Annotated in this window: 18 protein-coding genes and 1 pseudogene; 9 read left to right on the top strand and 10 right to left on the bottom strand. The window is 41.7% G+C overall.

All coding sequences use genetic code 11. The annotated features are described in order from the left end of the window. Positions 1-13 precede the first annotated feature (13 nt). From H0262_RS03135 to pilG, 5 genes and pseudogenes are all read right to left on the bottom strand, one after another. Complete coding sequence (locus tag H0262_RS03135; protein ID WP_181209658.1) at positions 14-982, bottom strand: protein-glutamate O-methyltransferase CheR; 969 nt, start codon at positions 980-982, stop codon at positions 14-16. A gap of 189 nt (positions 983-1,171) precedes the next feature. Then, positions 1,172-2,176, bottom strand: a pseudogene (locus H0262_RS03130) (methyl-accepting chemotaxis protein); the annotation flags it as partial. Between the two features lie 526 nt (positions 2,177-2,702). Continuing rightward, complete coding sequence (locus tag H0262_RS03125; RefSeq protein WP_020444252.1) at positions 2,703-3,233, bottom strand: chemotaxis protein CheW; 531 nt, start codon at positions 3,231-3,233, stop codon at positions 2,703-2,705. Positions 3,234-3,236: 3 nt separating this feature from the next. Beyond that, on the bottom strand, positions 3,237-3,599 hold the full coding sequence (locus tag H0262_RS03120; RefSeq protein WP_011514415.1) for a PleD family two-component system response regulator: 363 nt from the start codon (positions 3,597-3,599) through the stop codon (positions 3,237-3,239). A gap of 164 nt (positions 3,600-3,763) precedes the next feature. Beyond that, positions 3,764-4,141 (bottom strand): twitching motility response regulator PilG, encoded by a 378-nt coding sequence (gene pilG / locus H0262_RS03115; protein ID WP_011514416.1) that lies wholly within the window; start codon positions 4,139-4,141, stop codon positions 3,764-3,766. Between the two features lie 659 nt (positions 4,142-4,800). On the opposite strand from pilG, the gene H0262_RS03110 reads away from it, so the two are divergent. From H0262_RS03110 to H0262_RS03080, 7 genes are all read left to right on the top strand, one after another. After that, positions 4,801-5,964: an efflux RND transporter periplasmic adaptor subunit gene (locus H0262_RS03110; protein ID WP_181209657.1), complete on the top strand. Its 1,164-nt coding sequence runs from the start codon at positions 4,801-4,803 to the stop codon at positions 5,962-5,964. A 282-nt stretch (positions 5,965-6,246) separates the two neighbouring features. Continuing rightward, on the top strand, positions 6,247-6,969 hold the full coding sequence (locus H0262_RS03105) for a response regulator transcription factor (RefSeq protein WP_011514418.1): 723 nt from the start codon (positions 6,247-6,249) through the stop codon (positions 6,967-6,969). 137 nt (positions 6,970-7,106) lie between these two features. Beyond that, a complete protein-coding gene (locus H0262_RS03100; protein ID WP_181209656.1) occupies positions 7,107-9,209 on the top strand; it encodes an ATP-binding protein in 2,103 nt (700 codons plus the stop codon). Positions 9,210-9,531: 322 nt separating this feature from the next. Further along, positions 9,532-10,302 (top strand): methionine ABC transporter ATP-binding protein, encoded by a 771-nt coding sequence (locus H0262_RS03095; protein WP_181209655.1) that lies wholly within the window; start codon positions 9,532-9,534, stop codon positions 10,300-10,302. Positions 10,303-10,321: 19 nt separating this feature from the next. Next, positions 10,322-11,008, top strand: a complete 687-nt coding sequence (locus H0262_RS03090) for a methionine ABC transporter permease (RefSeq protein ID WP_011514421.1) — start codon at positions 10,322-10,324, stop codon at positions 11,006-11,008. A gap of 265 nt (positions 11,009-11,273) precedes the next feature. Beyond that, the gene (locus H0262_RS03085; RefSeq protein WP_181209654.1) at positions 11,274-12,224 is read left to right on the top strand and encodes a MetQ/NlpA family ABC transporter substrate-binding protein; all 951 of its coding nucleotides are present in this window, start codon (positions 11,274-11,276) and stop codon (positions 12,222-12,224) included. A 343-nt stretch (positions 12,225-12,567) separates the two neighbouring features. Further along, positions 12,568-13,416 (top strand): aldo/keto reductase, encoded by an 849-nt coding sequence (locus tag H0262_RS03080; protein WP_181209653.1) that lies wholly within the window; start codon positions 12,568-12,570, stop codon positions 13,414-13,416. 119 nt (positions 13,417-13,535) lie between these two features. On the opposite strand, the gene ccmE is transcribed toward H0262_RS03080, so the two are convergent. From ccmE to ccmA, 5 genes are all read right to left on the bottom strand, one after another. After that, positions 13,536-14,036, bottom strand: coding sequence for a cytochrome c maturation protein CcmE (gene ccmE / locus H0262_RS03075; protein ID WP_133104766.1), 501 nt, complete (start codon positions 14,034-14,036; stop codon positions 13,536-13,538). A 251-nt stretch (positions 14,037-14,287) separates the two neighbouring features. Continuing rightward, positions 14,288-14,509 carry a heme exporter protein CcmD gene (gene ccmD, locus H0262_RS03070; RefSeq protein WP_011514425.1) on the bottom strand — a complete coding sequence of 74 codons (222 nt, stop codon included), beginning with the start codon at positions 14,507-14,509 and terminating at the stop codon, positions 14,288-14,290. A gap of 44 nt (positions 14,510-14,553) precedes the next feature. After that, positions 14,554-15,342 (bottom strand): heme ABC transporter permease CcmC, encoded by a 789-nt coding sequence (gene ccmC, locus H0262_RS03065; RefSeq protein WP_181209652.1) that lies wholly within the window; start codon positions 15,340-15,342, stop codon positions 14,554-14,556. Positions 15,343-15,549: 207 nt separating this feature from the next. Further along, on the bottom strand, positions 15,550-16,233 hold the full coding sequence (locus tag H0262_RS03060; RefSeq protein ID WP_181209859.1) for a heme exporter protein CcmB: 684 nt from the start codon (positions 16,231-16,233) through the stop codon (positions 15,550-15,552). 111 nt (positions 16,234-16,344) lie between these two features. Then, entirely contained in the window at positions 16,345-16,974 is a 630-nt protein-coding gene (ccmA, locus tag H0262_RS03055; RefSeq protein WP_149409367.1) for a heme ABC exporter ATP-binding protein CcmA, read from the bottom strand. Positions 16,975-17,105: 131 nt separating this feature from the next. On the opposite strand from ccmA, the gene H0262_RS03050 reads away from it, so the two are divergent. Further along, the gene (locus H0262_RS03050; RefSeq protein WP_259275386.1) at positions 17,106-18,143 is read left to right on the top strand and encodes a hypothetical protein; all 1,038 of its coding nucleotides are present in this window, start codon (positions 17,106-17,108) and stop codon (positions 18,141-18,143) included. Positions 18,144-18,217: 74 nt separating this feature from the next. Next, complete coding sequence (locus H0262_RS03045; protein WP_181209650.1) at positions 18,218-19,138, top strand: YbjN domain-containing protein; 921 nt, start codon at positions 18,218-18,220, stop codon at positions 19,136-19,138. Positions 19,139-19,197: the final 59 nt, after the last annotated feature.

Here is a 19,197-nt window from a genome sequence, read left to right as displayed (position 1 = left end):
TTTAGGCGCTAATTTAGGTACTGATTTTTTGCCACGCATTGAGATGTGGGTGCGCAATACGGCGCATATTTGAAGGACGCCAAAATAGCGCCTCACCTGGAGCCAATATAATATAACCACCTAAGGCGCATTGTTTTGATAATCGAGCTAAAATATCACGCTGATCAAACTTGCGAAAATATAGCAGCATATTTTGACAAACAATCACCTGTTGTAGATGTGCGGTAGGCGGTTTTTCATCCATAATATTGTGTAAAGCAAAACGGACCTGCGATTTTAACGTTGCTGCGACCTGCCAGTAGCAATAGCTACTACTTGCCGTGGTTTTATTTAGATAAGTGTTACCAATACTCGCTTCGTCAGCCATGATTGCTGGTGATAATGGTTGCACAAACTGCTGACAATATGGCGGGATTAATAATTGCTGTTTAGTGTCATATTGCCCCAATCGCGCCTTTGCTAGTACTTGTTGACTGACATCTGTACCCAAGATCGTGTAATTGCTCAATTGCTTTGCAGCCAAACTCATTGCCAGAGACCACGTCTCTTGTCCGCTCGCGCAGCCCACACTCCATATGTGAAACATCTCACTAGTATCAGCATCTATCCGCTTGCGAAGCTGATGCTGCTCTGCACATTCTGTGACAAAATTGATAGAAGGCAGATGACGGAAAAATCGGCTTTCATGGATCAATACTTTATCAAGCAAATGCTGGCGTAGCTCATTGTTAAACGGCAACTGCTGCCACAACTGGATGGTAGTCAATCCATAAAACAATGCCGTGTGAATCACCGCGTTTTCCAACCAATTACATTGAATATTAGGTAAAATAAAACCAATCTCACACTCTATATAGCGTTGCCACTGTCTAGTATCAAAATAATCGTCATGCCGTATCATTTTCACATTATCTTGCATGAGGCTGTCTATTGATGTAGCTTCAATTATATGAATACTGCCTTTTTGAATATGATGATTCATGCGACCTGCTATTAATGTTGCTGCTCCAAATTTTATAATGTCTGTTTAGAGCAGCAATTTGGTTAACATTTCCATAGGAAAAATCATAGCTATTATCGACAGTTATTACATACTGGCTGAGACTCTCTCATCCATATCGAGATATTCATGATCCATGCTTTCATGATTCAACTGCTCATCATCATTTGATATTTTAAAGCCGGTGACTGATTCTTGTAGTGCTGCAGCCATTTCGCTTAGCTCACCAATAGAACGTGCAGTCGCCATCGTACCAGAAGACGTTTGAGAGGTAATATCTTGAATAATGTTCATAGTATGAGAAATATGACCTGCCGACTCTGCCTGTTGCAGAGCAGCATTTGAAATATTCTGAATGAGATCCGCCAAAGTATTAGAAACGGTTTGCACCTCTTCTAGTGCTTCACCCGCATCTTTTGCCAACCGCGCACCACGTACGACTTCAGACGTCGTTGATTCCATCGACATGACCGCTTCACTGGTATCTGCCTGAATGGTTTTTACCAACGTCTCAATCTGCTTAGTTGCATTTGCCGAACGCTCAGCAAGACGCTGAACCTCATCAGCAACAACCGCAAAGCCTCGTCCTGCTTCACCTGCCATCGATGCCTGAATCGCTGCGTTTAATGCCAAAACGTTAGTTTGGTCTGCAATATCATTAATCAAACCAACGATATCACCAATTTCCTGCGAAGACTCACCAAGACGTTTAATACGTTTTGAGGTTTCTTGAATCTGATCACGGATAACGTTCATACCTTCAATAGAGCGCTGTACTACTTCTGCTCCATTGTAAGAGATGGCAACCGAACGCTGAGCAACCGTTGCAGATTCTGCAGCGTTATTCGAAACTTGGTCAATGGACACCGTCATCTCATTAATAGCCGCAGACACACCAGCGATTTCTTGTGCTTGATGCTCAGAGGCTGCCGCAAGCTCGACTGCATTCATCTGTGTTTGCTCTGATGACTGCGAAACGCGATCTGCCGTACTGTTAATAACCAGTACCAATTGGCGTAGTTGGTCAATAGCAAAGTTAACAGAATCGGCAATTGCACCCGTGAAATCTTCTGATACTGTTGCATTAACCGTCAAATCACCGTCTGCCAAATCACCCAACTCATCAAGTAGGCGCAAAATAGCAATCTGGTTACGCTCGTTTTCTTCTTGGATTTGGCGCGCACGTTCAGACTCAGCTTCCGCTTCTTGACGACGACGTAAGGTCTCTTTTTCGATAAGGAGACGTTCTGAGCCACCGCGCTGCTGTAGCAACTTATAAAAAGCGAAAAAGATACCCAGTACACTGAGCACAAAGACAACTACCGGTATTATGACAGCCTGATTAAAATCGGTTAAATACTCACTGACCGAGGATATGGCATTGATCAGCGCCAATAGAGCACCCATAGCCACTAGAGCACAACCGCCTAGTAATAGCTTCCATTGACTGTTTGCATTTGTCGCGGCTTTATTTACACCGCTTACAGGGTTATTTATAACATCACTCATCGCACTTATTCCTTTCAAACAATCATCAAAGTCTTATTGTGACTGACTCTGAAATCATAGTGTTATCAAAACAACCGTGATGAACAAAGCCTGTATGAATGCTGACACACCACCGGATCATGTCAGCTATGATTCTTCTGCCATCGTTTTAATGAACACCTAATGATCAAACTTGACGGGTCATTAAAGACAGTTATATTGCAGCATCGGTATACTGTAGATCCTGTGTCAGTAAGCTTGGCATAAACACATACCAATCTTGTTCATCTTTGAAAAACTTGCCATGGTTATAAGGTGCAAATGGCGAATTCGGTTCAATGGCTTCTGGACGATATTGGTCTTGAGTAAACTGTTCGATACCGATCACTTGGTCAACAAGTAACCCTGAAAACACATTATCATGGTCGATGACCATGACTTTACGTTGACTCATTTGCGCTAACCGACTCGGCACTTGTAAAAATCGAGACAAATCGGTCAATGGCAGTAAACGCCCACGAATATTAGCAATACCAAGCATCCAAGGCTTTACTAAGGGCACGCTGGTATATTCTGGCATGGATAATACTTCTGCTACTTGACCCATTGGCGCAACCAAGCGTTGACCGCCAATCTCAAATACTACCCCTTGCCAGTCAAATTCTTGTCCGCCGCGGCGTCCGCTTTTACGCGAACGTGCCATATCTGCTATACGCAGAAGCTCAATAAATCCTCTCGATGCCACAAGCTACTCCATTACTTTACGAATGATCTGGACCAGACCGCTTTCATCAATAGGCTTGGTAAGATACTCTTTTGCACCTTGACGCTTGCCCCATACACGATCGGTTTCTTGATTTTTGGTACTGATCATGATGATAGGAATATGTGCTGTTGCCTTGTCACGAGTGATTTTACGAGTTGCCTGAAAACCATTCATTTCAGGCATGACCACATCCATCAAAATGACGTCTGGTAGATGAGCAATGGCCATCTGGCAGCCTTGTTCACCATTGGTCGCTTCCAATACTTGATAGTTATTTTTAGAAAGCATGTCGCGAAATTTCGCCATCTCAGATGGTGAATCGTCAATGACTAATACAGTAGTCATAGTTATTTCCTTTATTTTCGATGATATCCATTAGATATAGAATGTTAAAAAAAACCGTTTAGAGTAATATTTTATGCTGAACTGAATATATATTACTGATTATGACAACAATAATTGATCATTATATGAAAACTCTTGACCATTTCTTATGATCATTTTAGTGATTAACGATACTGATTAATTGCCTCAAAAAGCTCATCCTTACTAAACGGTTTGGTCAGATATTCATCAGAACCTACAATACGCCCACGGGCTTTATCAAATAAACCATCTTTAGATGACAGCATAATCACAGGTTTACTGGCATAGTCAGGGTTATTTTTAATCAAGGCGCAAGTTTGATAACCGTCCAAACGTGGCATCATGATATCCACAAAAATAATATCTGGATTGTGGTCGACAATCTTAGCCAAGGCATCAAATCCATCAATGGCAGTGACAACTTCACAACCCGCTTTTTGCAGCAAGGTTTCTGCGGTACGGCGAATGGTTTTTGAATCATCAATAACCATTACTTTTAAACCATCAAAATTATTTTCCATTCTTATTGTCCTATTAACGACTGTTTATTCATTATGCGATATGGTCACAGTACTACTCACGCGTAGTACTGTTTACTCACAATGAATTATCTTAGTATGTTGGGCGTTATGCTAAATTTCTTACAGCGTTATTATAGCCATAAATTCAATGATTACTCATACTCTGCAACCATTAATTATCGCAGGCAAATTTAATGAATAATGTAATCAAATCCTCTGTCAATAAACGAGTATCTCTTATTCAATATTGCTTGCTATAGAAACAGTTGAATATCTAGTCTCATCAAAAATCTACTATATTGAAAACCGAAAAAACCAACCAAGTCGCAAGTGAATAGCCTCGTTGTTAAATATCGTCTTTCCAATCGTAGCCATTATATAGAACCAGTACTTATCTTACTGAATAATTTACCTTTGTGATAAAAATGTATCAATATATTTTGATATGTTCGTTTTAGCACAGTTACCAGCCATTATCCAGTAATTAGTGAAATTATGTTCTAAATTTAGCCACTTAACGACTATTCTCTATATAAAAACGGCATTCTACAGCGTCTCATCTATTGCTTAAAAAAACCAGTTAAATACAATCTGATAGAACCATTTCCCATACTTGTAATTCCCTATATAATAAAAAGTCGTTTATGATGGTGATTGGTATGACATTTTTTATGCGCTCGCTGCATTACATGCGTTTTATATGCTTACAGACTGCGCCGTTAAAAAAGAGCGTCTATATATTGAGCGCCCTATTTCTTATCGCCTGCCAGCCAACATCTCCTACCGAAGCATTAAGTAGCGACAATAATGAGCCAGTTGATATACCACTCATTAGTGCCGATAGTGTCACTATCACACCTGATCATATTTTAAGTATCAAACCTACCCGTTATCAGCCCAGCCTTGGCTTACAAGGTCGTATCGAACCTATCAAGCAAATCAACCTTATGGCGGCGCAGCCTCTGACGGTAGAGCAAGTATTAGTCAGTGACAACCAATGGGTGAAAAAAGGTACGCCACTACTCACAGTTCGACGTCAGCAAGTTTTGAATAAACCAACAGATTCAGCTGATACTAAACCCAATATAGAAGCAGAGGGAAAGACCACTATTAGCAATGCTGAGAGTACCAGCACTTCTGAAGCTTCTAACAGTGATGATGTCGCTGACAATAGCAAAGACAGTACGACGGCCAAAAAGACCTCTGAATTGATAACCTTGCGGGCACGCTTTTCAGGACGCGTAGAGAATCTGTCGGTGCAAGCTGGACAAAAGATAGAAGCTCAAACAGTGTTATTGAAGCTCAGTGACGAAACGGAATTGCATTTTATCTCAACGTTGCCGATTGAAGCTGAATCGCAAATTTCTGTCGGTCAAACCGTCAACTTTACTGCCGAAGATAGAGTAGATAAATTTACCGGTCAGGTCAGTAAAGTGCAGGCGGTAAAACAACCGATGCAGCTTTTGGTCTATGTAAATGTGATCAACAATGAAGTCAGTCGTAATCAGCTAGCGCCTGATATGCAAGTCACTGGCAGAGTTGACTACGGGCAGATAGAAGTGGGTACTATTGTGCCTAAAATTGCCCTACATAATGTTGACTTGACACAAATACAGGTGCCGCCTTACAAACCGCTGCGTTCTTTGACTGCCAATATCTGGATTATAGGACAAGACCAGCGCTTAACCCGCCAGCCTATTGAAGTAATTGAGTACGATCCACTAACCAAACAATATTTAATCGCAGGTATCAGTAGTGACAGTTTGATTTGTTTGGCGAACTTACCCATTGAATCTAAAGGCAAAAAAGTGGTGGTTTCTTAAGCACAGAGCCATGCAGTTACATTGTGTAGAAACATTAACAAAGCACGCCTTGTTTAATAACATCCTGTTTAGGCAATATAGCGTATTATGGATAGTACGGATTACATACTTTTATTGCATAGCATTAAAGCATGGCTTGTATCTCTTGTATGGATAGCTACTTTTGATTTACATATTTATCATATGAGCATTTGGGATAATTGAAAACTAAGGGCAGACGCCACTTTTATAAATTGTAAAAGTGCATTAAGACAAATTATAACAACAACTAGAGGAAACATTATGAGTAAGCAGATTTTGTTAATTGAAGATGATCCAGATTTAGCAGAATTAATCAGTGATTATCTGACCATGAATTATTATGATGTGCATCATGCAGGTCTTGGTCAAGAAGGTCTGGATTTATTAGACACCAAAGAGCGTGATATTGACTTGGTAGTACTTGACCTCATGCTACCCGACATGGATGGTATGCAAGTTTGCCAAAAAATCCGTGGCAATAAAAACAATATGACCAATAAAGTGCCGATCATTATGTTGACAGCAAAAGGTGATACCACCGACCGCGTATTGGGTCTTGAGATGGGCGCTGATGACTATATTGCCAAACCGTTTGAGCCGCGTGAACTGTTAGCTCGTATTCGTGCGGTTATTCGCCGCCATGAGCAGCCAAACCAAGCGGACAGTCAGTCAGATAGCTTAACTTTTGGTCGTTTGAGCGTGTTCCCTGACAGTCATGAAGTGACTATCGATGATTTACCTGTACGTTTGACAACGCATCAGTTTCAATTGCTGCATTATTTTGCCACTCATTCAGGCAAAGTACTAAACCGCGAGCAATTGTGGCAAGCTATGCCAAATGATGACAGCTCAGACAATATTGATCGCGCCATTGACGTACATATCTCGCGTCTTCGTGCGTTGATTGAAGACAATCCACGTCAACCAAAGCGTATTATTACAGTGCGCGGCGTCGGTTATCAGTTTGCCACTGACCAAGTGTAGTCAGTAGTAAACTGTTGGTAAATAAACAGTCAAACAGCTTTAAAATAGTTCATTAAAAGGGGTATCATATGTATGATAACCCCTTTTATGTTTGACCATACAAAGTGGCATAAGTTTTTGATAATAGAGATCATTTAATGCAGCAATTGGGTTTTCGTTCCGTGTTTGCCAAGCTATTTGCCAGTGTCATGCTGGCGCTTATCTTGTTTGCTGTTGCGATGGTATTATTGACACAGCTGGTACATGATAAAGATGCGGGCATTCGCTCAGAGGTATTGGCAACGCAAATTTTAGGACAGATCGATCCTTTTTTGCATGAGCTAAATATCGCAGTTAGTAAGGAAAATCGCCTACAATCGCGTTTTATGCTAGCCGTAGTCAAAAAAAGCTTCGATATCTTTGATGAGTCATTGCAGGCAAAAATGGGCTTATATGACAGTGAAGGTCATCTGCTGATGCAAACAGATAATAGCGATTTGCCGCTAGAGCTTCCTGCTACGCCTTCTTTGTTCTCACGTGTTTTCCCCTCTTTTGCAGAAACGTCACCAACCAAGCAAGCACAGGTTTATAGCAGTACTGGCTATACGCTATTATATGAGTCACGCTTGCCACCCAAAAAGCCGGTTCTCTCTGCGGCGCTTAACTTATTTACTGGCACGCTCTTATTGCTACTCATTATGGCAGGCGTCCTTTGGTGGATTGCCCGGACCATTACTTGGCGTATTAATCAGATGAGTCTACAGATGGCTCAGCTTGGCGATGGTGACTTTACCGTACGGGTAAATGCACGCGGCAATGATGAAATCGCCTCACTGGCACGTGGATTTAATCAAGCAGCACAAAAGATTGAACACCTTATTGATGCCAATAATTTATTACTGGCACATGCCTCTCATGAGCTGCGTACACCCATAACACGTATTCGCCTACAGATTGAGATGATGGACATGCTGACAGATCCATTGCCAAGTGACAACAAAGCCAAGTTTGATAAGCGCGCTCAAGCCATTAATCGCGACCTCTCAGGTCTCAATGATTTGGTTGAAAGCATTCTATTAGTGAGCCGTTTGGATGCTGGTCACGCCTTACAGCAAGTTGAAAATTTAGATTTATATGATTTGGTGAATCAAGAACGCCAACACTATCCTGAAGCAACGTTAATTGGTGAGCACATTGTAATTGACGGTCAATCATCAATGCTCACCCATCTAATTCGCAATCTATTAACCAATGCCATGCTGCATGGAAAACCACCCGTCACTGTGCTGCTGTATGGGGTACAAACCCTTGAAGAAGCTGAAAATATCCCTGATTTTTTATTGCAGACAGTATTGTGCAGTAGCTTTATAGACTATAACAGCTCAGACTTTTATTCTGATGAGTCATCTTATAGTACAAATCCGCTTGCTCATCAGCAAGATACCGTATCAGAGCCGAATAATTCTATTAGCGCAGCGCTTCCAAAGCCAAAAGCAGCAAATAGTGAGTCTGTACTTATATTACCAGCACCGCCTATTTATCAAAATGGTGAAAATTTGGTGAATGATGCTCATACTAGTACTGACAATGAATCTGATAATACTGTGAATCACGATAGCGATAGTACTATCTTAGAGCAAGTAGATCTTACCAATACGAGCGAGACACTTGAAAAGGTTGGTAATTCTTCATTGTTTGATAATTATCATAGTTTTACATCAGATTTGACCGATAAGCTAAAGAAAGTAATGTGGCGTGCCGTGCCTGAGAAGCAACGGTCTTCTGAAGATCCTGACCATGCTATTGATGACATCTCTGGTAAAAATGCTATCAATAGCAATAAAGAAGATGCCAATAAAGTGAATAAAAATGGTGATGTGGCTATAAAAGAAAGTGATAAAGCAATTGATAAAGAAAGTCCTGAAACGTCAAATACCACCCGTAAAGAAAGCCTATTTAGCAAACATCTCAAAAAATCTAAACCGGAGCCAACACGTCCGCTTCCGAAGTATGTGGTATTGGCAGTGATTGATGAGGGTGATGGCATCCCTGAAAATAAACGTGAAGAAGTTTTTAGTCCCTTTGTGCGTTTGCAGCAAAAAAATAAAGGCTCAGGTCTTGGCTTGTCCTTAGTATCACAAATTGTCACCGCCCATCAAGGAAGAATCACTACTGACACTATCAATGGTCACACGCGATTTTTGGTGGTATTGCCTGTTAAACTCGATCCGCATTACCATCATCATGACAATCGTGACTGATTTTATTCATTCATATCATAAATAAAATCTCAGAAGTGCTATAGGATAAGAACTACAGGCCTTTAGCATGCATAGCGATCAATAAGTCAGAAAAACATACCATAATGACATCCTACCTATTTCATTCTATATATCTTGATATTGACTAAGCTAAGTTCAAAGTCAATCACCAATGCCTGTATCAAAAACCTTGCATAATATGCTATATTAGCGCCCCTTATTATGGGGTTATCGAATGTGGTTTTAACTCAACTGCTCAGCAGTCAGAGAGACGACGACCACTTTATAACCACTAAAACATTTATTGAATTTTGAGCCTTCCATGAGTAACATGATTGTCTTAAACGATGTGACCAAGAGTTTTTTGAGTGACCGGTCTATAAAAGATAAAAACGGCAAGCCGCATTGGTTTACTGCTGTCGAGCCGACGTCACTAACCGTCCAGCAAGGTGAGATTTTTGGCTTGATGGGCTATTCAGGTGCGGGTAAATCAACACTTTTACGCCTGATTAATTTGCTTGAACGTCCTGATTCAGGTCAAGTGATTATCGATGGTACAGACCTGACTTCTTTGTCTGCCAGTGACTTGCGTATCGCCCGTCACAATATCGGTATGATTTTTCAGCAATTTAATCTGATGTCTAATCGCACCGTCTTTGACAATGTTGCTTTTAACTTAACGGTTGCAGGCTACCCTCGCGCTGATATTCATAAGCGTGTCATGGATTGTTTAGACATCGTTGATTTAACCGACCGCGCTAGCCACTATCCTGCGCAGTTGTCAGGCGGACAAAAACAGCGTGTTGGTATCGCCCGTGCGATTGCGCCAAGCCCAAAAGTACTCCTTGCTGATGAGCCAACCAGTGCGCTCGACCCTGCCACTACGCGCAGTTTGTTGACTTGCTTGCGTGATATCAATGAGCAGCTTGGCGTCACTATCGTCATTGTAACTCATGAGATGAGCGTCATTCGTAGACTATGTGACCGTGCAGCCTTGTTACATCAAGGACAATTGCTCGAAGTAGCAGACATCCGCGATGGTCTCATTCAGGCCACCACCCCAATTGGCAAAGGCTTAGTCCACGAAGACTAATGAGGCAGGAGAAATAAACATGATAACTGGTGCAGAATTATCCGCCTCGATAGACAAGCTACTCGCCCTGCGTAAAGAGATTTGGCAGGCATTTTTAGATACTTTTATTATGCTTGGTATCTCAACGACAGTTGCCATTCTTATCGGCGGTCTGTTTGGCGTCTTCTTATTTTTATCCAGTGATCGGCAGTTTTTACAAAATAAAACGCTCTATGCTGTACTTGGTGGCATCACAAACTTTATGCGTGCCTTTCCATTCGTCATTTTGATGATTGCCATGAGTCCCTTTACCAAAGCTATCGTCGGTACTGGTATTGGTCCTATCGCCGCATCATTGGTGCTTGCGATTGCTGGCTCATTTTACTTTGCGCGCTTGGTTGAGCAAAACTTACGTGAGGTGCCGCGCGGTATTATTGAAGCAACTGAATCGATGGGCGCCCGTCCCTTTACCATCATCAAAGTACTGCTTAATGAAGCACGCTCTGGCTTGGTCTTGTCCGTGACCATCCTTTGTATCAGCTTGCTCTCTTTTTCAGCAGCGGCTGGTATGATTGGCGGCGGCGGTTTGGGTGATTTGGCAATTCGATATGGTTACTATCGTTATCAGACTGAGGTAATGGTATTCATTGTCATTATGCTGTCAATCATGGTCATCGGTATTCAAGCCTTAGGAAATTGGGTTGCGACTCGATTGGATAAGCGTTAAAAACCCTTGATCATTTAGCTCATTGAAACTAGATATTAATGACTGAGTGATGCTTGATATGAATAGTTTGCAGGGTCTAATGCTGATTCATCCTAAGCAAATGCTTGACTTTGTAACTGATTCCCTTTAATTTTGATACTATCTTAACACTCGTTAACTTAGCAGCATTACTATTCATAATGTTGCTTTTTTAATGCGGTTTTTTAATTCTATTTTTAATCTCAGTATTTTATCCCTTGACTCCTACCCTTATTAAGGAAGTTCCATGAAATTAACAGATATCAGCCGTCAAGTAGCGACTGCATTTGCTGCTGTTGGCGTATCAGGCCTAGTGTTGGTCGGTTGCAATAATTCATCAGCACCAGAAGCCACCAAAGAGCCAGTTACTGAAGGCGCAACCGAAACTACCAATACAGAAACCACTGCTACCAGTGATATTGATCCTGAACACAGCAAAATCGTCATCGGTACGACCGAAGGTGACTTTGCAGATATGGTTCGTAATCAAGTAAAAGGTTCATTAGAAGCACAAGGCTATGAAGTTGAACTGGTAACCTTTACTGATTATGTCCGTCCAAACGTTGCGTTAGCAGATGGCGACTTAGACATCAACATTTTTCAACATAAGCCTTATCTAGATACCTTCAAAAAAGAAAACAACCTTGATTTGGTAGAAGTCTTCCAAGTTCCTACTGCTCCATTAGGTATTTACGCTGGTAAAAAAACCAAAATCGAAGACGTTTATAAAGGTATGAGCGTTTCTGCGCCTAATGACCCAAGTAACTTTGCTCGCGCATTAGTCATGATGAATGAGCTTGGCTGGATTACGCTAAAAGACAATATCGATCCATTGACTGCCTCAAAAACTGATATCGCTGATAATAGCAAATACGACATAAAAATCGTTGAGCTAGAAGCGGCGCAGTTGCCTCGTGCGCGTGACGAAGTAGACTTTGCCATTATTAACGGTAACTACGCGACCGATTCAGGTATCAAGCTGACTGAAGCGCTATTCCAAGAGCCAAGCTTTGCTTATGTAAACTGGTCTGCTATCAAAACTGCGGATAAAGATAAGAAATGGGTAAAAGACGTTACTAACGCTTATAACTCAGATGCCTTTAAAAAATATGCTCACGATAGCTTCCCTGGCTATAAATATCCAAAGATTTGGGGTACTGACACTACAAGTACCGCACCTGTAGAAGCTGCTAAATAGTGAAAACAGTCATGAATAGTTAATAGATTTAATACGACTCATCTATTCAAATGATTCCGTTTTAAGTAATAACAAAAAGTCCATTATTGATAAATAATGGGCTTTTTTTGATCTGTATTTTAGTAATGATAAGCAAAAAATCATTTAAATGACGTTACAGCCTGTTTGTCGTTTGTAGGAAAGCGTCACCTGCCCTTTCACTTACCGCCATTTCTTTCTATAGTGGTTAAGCTTGATAGAGATTGAGGCTTAATAGAGATTGAGAACACTATATTTCTGATTAAACCCTCTATTAATATATACACGGGCTATTAATAAATACATGAATAACAAGGACAATAATATGCGTGCTAAAACTTATAATATTCGCACCGCTGGACAAGCAAACATTCCGGTACTAGGACTGGGTACTTGGCAATCAACCGGTCAAGACTGTATCGATGTCGTCAGCCAAGGTCTAAAAATGGGCTATGAACACATTGATACGGCCCAAGCATATGGCAATGAAGTCGAGGTTGGTAAAGGTATTAAGCAATCAGGTGTCGCTCGCGATAAGTTCTTTTTAACGACCAAAATATTCCCTGATGACATGAAGTTTGAGCCAGAGAAACTCGTTGCCGCTGCTAAGCGCTCATTGGAAAATCTAGATACCGATTACGTTGATTTACTGCTGCTACATTGGCCTGATGATCGCGTGCCCTTATCTGAAACCATTTCTGCGCTTTGTGAGCTCCAAAAACAAGGTTTGACTCGCAATATTGGTGTGTCTAACTTTAATATTGCCAATATCATTGAAGCCAAGCGATATGCTGACGTGCCGATTGTAGTGAACCAAGTCGAGTTTCATCCTTTTATTAAGCAAAAAACGTTGCAGACCTTTTTAAACAATCACCATATTTTATTGGAAGCGTATTCGCCGCTTGCCCGCGGAGATGTTTTTGATAATAAAATCATTAAAGACATCGCTGATAAACGCGGTATCACCGCCGCACAAGTGTCGCTGGCTTGGATTCTAGCCGATAAGCACCGTATTGCGATTCCAAAAACGTCTAATCCTGAGCACTTACAAGGCAACTTAGATGCCATCAAAGTAGAGTTGAGTGCGGATGAACTTGAGAAAATCGGCAGCTTAGCGCGTAGCGACGGGCGTAAAATTAAGCATCCAGATTATTCGCCAGAATGGGATGATTAATAAATAACTCATACTTATTTAAGTATTAGGTTCGCCAAAAAAAATCCAGTGATAAAGGTCACTGGATTTTTATGTTTAACGCTTTTTACGATAACTATCGTTTGTTGTTACCAGCGCAATTACTGCTGTAAAGTCTTGGTCTCATGAATTTTTTCAGCAGGATTGTATTGCTCAGAAGAAGGAACTGCACCATTACGATTATTTTCTTTCATCGATTTAGCAACTTCTGGCGGCATATAGTTCTCATCGTGTTTTGCCAGGACTTCACCTGCGACAAAGGTATCACCTTGCATTTTACCCGTCGCGACAACACCTGAGTTCTCAGCAAACAAATCTGGCAAAATACCTTGATAAGTAACGGGGACGGTCGATTGAAAGTCTGTGATGGCAAATTCAACGCTCAATGGGTCGTTTGGCGCACGCTGTACACTACCAGCAACCACCATACCACCAGCACGAATACGTTTGTCTTGTGGCGCTTCACCTTGCGCAATGGCGGTCGCGTCAAAGTAGTAGTCGGTCTGTTGCCCTATAGCATAAATCACCAACACTACGGCTATGGCTGCCCCTGCAAGCGTAAACATAACCCACATCAGTTTTTTACGACGAACTGCGTTCATACTACTACCTCATTGATGAGTCGCTGTTTTAGACATTATCCATCTATAAAACAGAAAATATTAAAGAAACTACCATTAGAAAAACGTCCTAAAAATGTCTTTCTAATCGTACTCTTCTAATAACTATATGGTAGCATTTTATGAATAACTCAATAAGGTTACCCACCTTTATAGAAATCCTTTATCTGCTCATTTATGTATCAGCGCAATGTATCAAATCCAGATATTAAGGGTATGAGATAAAATGATTTCTAGTGAGTATTTTTAGTCACCGGTGTTGGCGTTTTGGTCGTGCGCTGTGCCTGACGGGCTTGTTGAATCGCCAGCTGCTTGATAAGGGCTTGTCTTTGACGACGGCTATAAAATACAAAAGCCAGCATCATGCCAACGGTAATCGCCCAGCATGACCAGACAAAAACGCCATGCTTACCCATTGCAATAAACTCAGAAAAACTATAAAAGTAAGGCTGCATCATATTTTCCTAGCCGTTATTTAGTTGGTCGACAGTCATTACAATCATTTGGCGTGTCCACGGATGTATTCTTTGACCCATGCTTTACCTTGGTCACGATGCAAGATTAAAGTGTTGGTACGGTAAATCGCTAAGGTTGCGACCAACAGGTAACTACCAATAATCATCAATAATAACGGCAGCCACATATCTGCTGACATCTTAGGTGCCGCAGTCAAGGTAAAGGTCGAGCCTTGATGTAAAGTATTCCACCACTCTACTGAATACTTGATAATCGGCAGATTCACTGCGCCAACGATAGACAAAATAGCGGCAGCTTTACCGCGATTCGCCGTATGTTCAAAGGCGGCAAACAATGCCATGACACCTGCATATAGAAATGCCAAAATCAGCATCGATGTCAAGCGCGCATCCCAAACCCAGTAGGTTCCCCACGTAGGTTTTGCCCAAATAGAACCCGTCAGCAAACTAATCACACACAATAAAAACCCCAGAGGAGCAAGTGCCTGCGCCACAAGGCTAGCGGTCTTAATTTTCCAAACTAAGTAAATTACCCCAAGTACCGCTAAGGAAAAATAAATTGAAATAGCAAGGCTTGCTGCCGGTACGTGAATAAAGATAATACGATAGCTATTGCCTTGTAAGTAATCAGGCGGCGCAAAAGCCAGCCCCCAGATACTGCCGATGAGCAGGCAAAGACTTGCTAGTATCGCCAGCCACTTGACCCAAGGCGAAAAGATGCGAAAGAATTCCTTGGTACCCACCGTGGTCAGGAAAACTTGCCAAATGCGTTGCCACAGGCTAGGAGATGAGACATTATTTAGGTTGGCCATGGAAATAAACCTATTACGCAGCTAGTGATTATCAAGTTAAACGCATGATTCATACAGTTATCCGCTAACCTGCTGGCGTTAAACGCTGGATAGAATCTACACGTGAGTGTGTGTTTAATAGACTATTATAGCAAAGTTGCCAGTTTTCATCATGTTGTTAATATAAAAGGCTTTAATAAGAGAAGGAACACCATGCCAGTGTAAACTTTAGTTCAACCACGACATTTTTAACGTCATAGCAATCACCCATGGCATCACTAGCACTGAGATAATACTACCTGCCAGCAACAACGCCAAAATAGGCAGACCGTTAAGACCCGTAGCAAATAAATCAACCGCACCAGTGGCAAAAATCAATACCGGCAACTGCATCGGCAAAGCGATTAAAGGCACTAGCACAGCGCCATTCTTCAATGATAACGTTAAACTACTAGCAACCGCTGACAGCATTAACAGCATCGGACTACCCGTAACAATTGATGCCATCAATATCCATGCCTCAAACCAACTCAGCTGAAATAAAGGCACAGCAAGCAAACTTAATGCGGCCACAATACCACTGCTAAAAATCCAGTGAATCACTAAACGGATAAGCACCCATAACGGCAGCGAGGCTTTGGCGACAACCAATTGCGCCAATGTACCATTATCAAGCGCCGGCTTAAACAAACCATCAACGCCCATCACTAATGACAATAAAGCAGCAATCCACACCGCCGACACCCCAAGGCGCTGTAATAGTGCAGGCTCGCTTCCAACCGCTAGCGGAAACAAGGTAATGATTACTAAAAATAGCACCAAAGGATATAACCACTGCACTGCCCCTTGCTGCTTGACCTGCCATTCGCGGCGCCACAGCTGCATAAAACTGATACTACGCACATCAGCCATATGAGCATTTAAACTGGAATTTACGGTTTGTTTTCGAGTATCTGACTCTATCATTTATTTGCTCTTCCACTGATGCCTATCGCATTTATACTGACAATGATACTGATAGCGTTATACCATGTAATCGGACAAATCGAGCACTTGATTGGCAACGCCGACTGCTTGGTGACTGGTCATTAATATCGCCCCGCCTTCATGAGCAAAATCGCGCAATCGATCTTCCATGCGGACTACCATATCAACATCGAGTGCGGTGAATGGCTCATCAAGTAACCATAATGGCGTCACTTCAGGCGTCAGTAAATATAACCGCGCAAGGGTAATTCTTCGAGTTTGACCCGCGGATAAATGACTTGAGCTTATGGTTTCAAACCCTTGTAATCCTACCCAAGTGAGGGCGTCATCAATATCAGCAGCGCTTGGTGTGATACCATATAAATTCAGCAAAAAGGTGAGGTTTTGAGCAACGGTGAGATTGGGATGAATGCCCAATTGGTGCGATACATACAAAGGCTGAATCGGTAAACGAACTGCCCCTTGATAATAAATCTCACCTGTTAGCACCGGCAATAATCCAGCCAGTTGCATAAGTAACGTGGTCTTGCCGGTACCATTGGCACCAATTAGATGGCAAATGCTGCCTGCAGACAAATTGAGTGACACCCCTTCACATAGAGGGATTTCACCACGCTGAACGGTCAGCTCATCAAGCGCAAGTAAGGCGGTATTCAGAGCCGTCATTACAACCTCTCATTATTTATTGACCCACAGTCAATATTCATCACAAACCAAGACGATGTTCGTGGCATAATACTTTATGCCCCATAACCATACAGTATAACAAATTGTCGATTACTATGACCTCAAAACCTATGCAGACTTCAAAAGATATTCAAACCCCAAATACGCCTATGCTAACGATAAACAGCTTAATTGATGCACAAGTCACGTTTATGCAGCAATGGTTACGTAAGCAAGCTGAACCGCTGAGCATGGAAGCTTGGCAGTGGTTTGGTTCGCAGCCATTGGACAAATATATCAGTAGCGATGATTTACAGCGCCTACTTAATGATTGGCTACTAGACCATCCTTTAAGCGAGGTGATGCGTGCCGATATCCGTGATATCTTGCATAGCATTATTTATCATCCAGCCAATGAAAATGTGCCGTTATCAGAGCTTATCGATGATACACAAGTTGAAACACTAGCGAGCTATGTCGGCAGCCATGAGCAGCAGCGTAATATCTTGATTCATACCTTGGTTGGCAACGATACATTTGCAGATTTGTTGACCCAAACGCTATACCACGCCATCAACGACTTTATGGAAAATACGCTAGAAAAAGCGGGCGGTGTTGGCAAACTGATGAAGCTTGGGCGCAGCTCATTTGAAAAGGCAACTAACAGAAATCTTGATGAAAAATTGCAGACTTACCTGCATCGTAATATTAAAGATTTGGCGCATCGCGCAGAAGCCAATGCCCAAGAACATTTATCCAATGAAGAGGTGGCGCGATTATTGGTCACTGGTTGGGCGCGCATTAAAGCGCAGCCGATTAGCCATCTCCAAACCTATTTACGTGATGAGCCTGATAATAGCAGTATCGATCATATTGAAGCCAGTATTCAGCAGAGTTACAACCGCTTACGCATCTCCCCTTATTTACATGGCCTTGTAGCAGCGAGCATCGATACTTGGTATCGCAACCATCAATCCGATACCATAGCACAGGTGGCAGAAAGCTTACATATTAATGAGGCAGCAATGATGCAGCTGTCCACTACCCTAATGCCTATCATCAATGATGCGTTTGAAAGCGAATGGTTGACCGCGCATCTGCGTGAAATGCTACAAGCGTTTTATAGCCAGCCCAATATCAAAGACAGTTTGAGTTTCAGCAACCAGTAATCTATTTTTGCCTGCTTCTTTATCTGTACTTGTTCTTAATCTTTATATTTCATTTGTTGGTTAGCACACTATTTATGAGTAAACGTAATAAACTCAGCTTATGGCAAAAAATGAAGCAGTTGCTAACCACATCCACTGTGCGCTCTGTTATTGATCATATTAAATCGTCGAAGGATTTGACAAGCGCTGACTTTGATGATGAGATTGATAGTCAGGTGAGGGCTTCACAAGTAGCTACTGACAATATTAGTACGGGTAATGTTAGTACAGATAATGTTGATACTAATCATGAAGAAACTGACTCTAACAATATTGACAGCACTGTCAGCGACAAAAATGCCCCTAGCACAGACGCAAATGTCACCGATAACATCGATACTATGAATAAACCTATCGATGTTGAAACCGATATTGATACAGCTATTGGCAAAGATTTCGAAAATAGTGCAGAGCAAAAAAGTGAGAGCGATTTATCCATTGTCGATTATCTAAAGCAATACTTCGACGATAAAGGGTGGCATTATAATCATTATCAGCCTAAAGCAAGAGACAGCCAAAAATCCCATTATTTGTCTTTAAGAATGCGCAATAAGCAGCTTGATTGTGGTTATCTGTTTCGAGTACAAGAAAGAAATAAACTGCTGGCAATCTATGGTATTTTGCCATTTTTGATACCGGAGAGTCATCAAAGTGCCGCTATGCTACTCATTACTCAAATCAACTATGACATGATGATTGGCAATTTAGAGATGGATATCAATGATGGTGAAATACGCTATAAAAATGCCATTGATGTTGAAGCGGTCGGACTTGACGACGATATCCTTGAGCATTTATTGCAAAGTATCATTGCCATGACGACGGTTGCTCATGAGATATTCAGTGATTTGGTCAATAACCAATACCCTGCTGAAGAATTACCCGATCTACTCTTGCAGCTACGCCAACAATCCGATTCAAGAACCTTCTTTTTGCCTACTCAATTTGTACAGTGAGGCTGGATTGTTTTTCCAGTGAAACCATCAGCTCAAACTTACTATGTTAGACAATCCTC

The sequence above is a fragment of the Psychrobacter sp. D2 genome, from assembly GCF_013608135.1.
GTDB classification, from domain to species: Bacteria; Pseudomonadota; Gammaproteobacteria; order Pseudomonadales; family Moraxellaceae; genus Psychrobacter; species Psychrobacter cryohalolentis.
The sequence above is the reverse complement of the archived record's forward strand: the minus strand, read 5'-3'. Positions and strand labels throughout refer to the sequence as shown.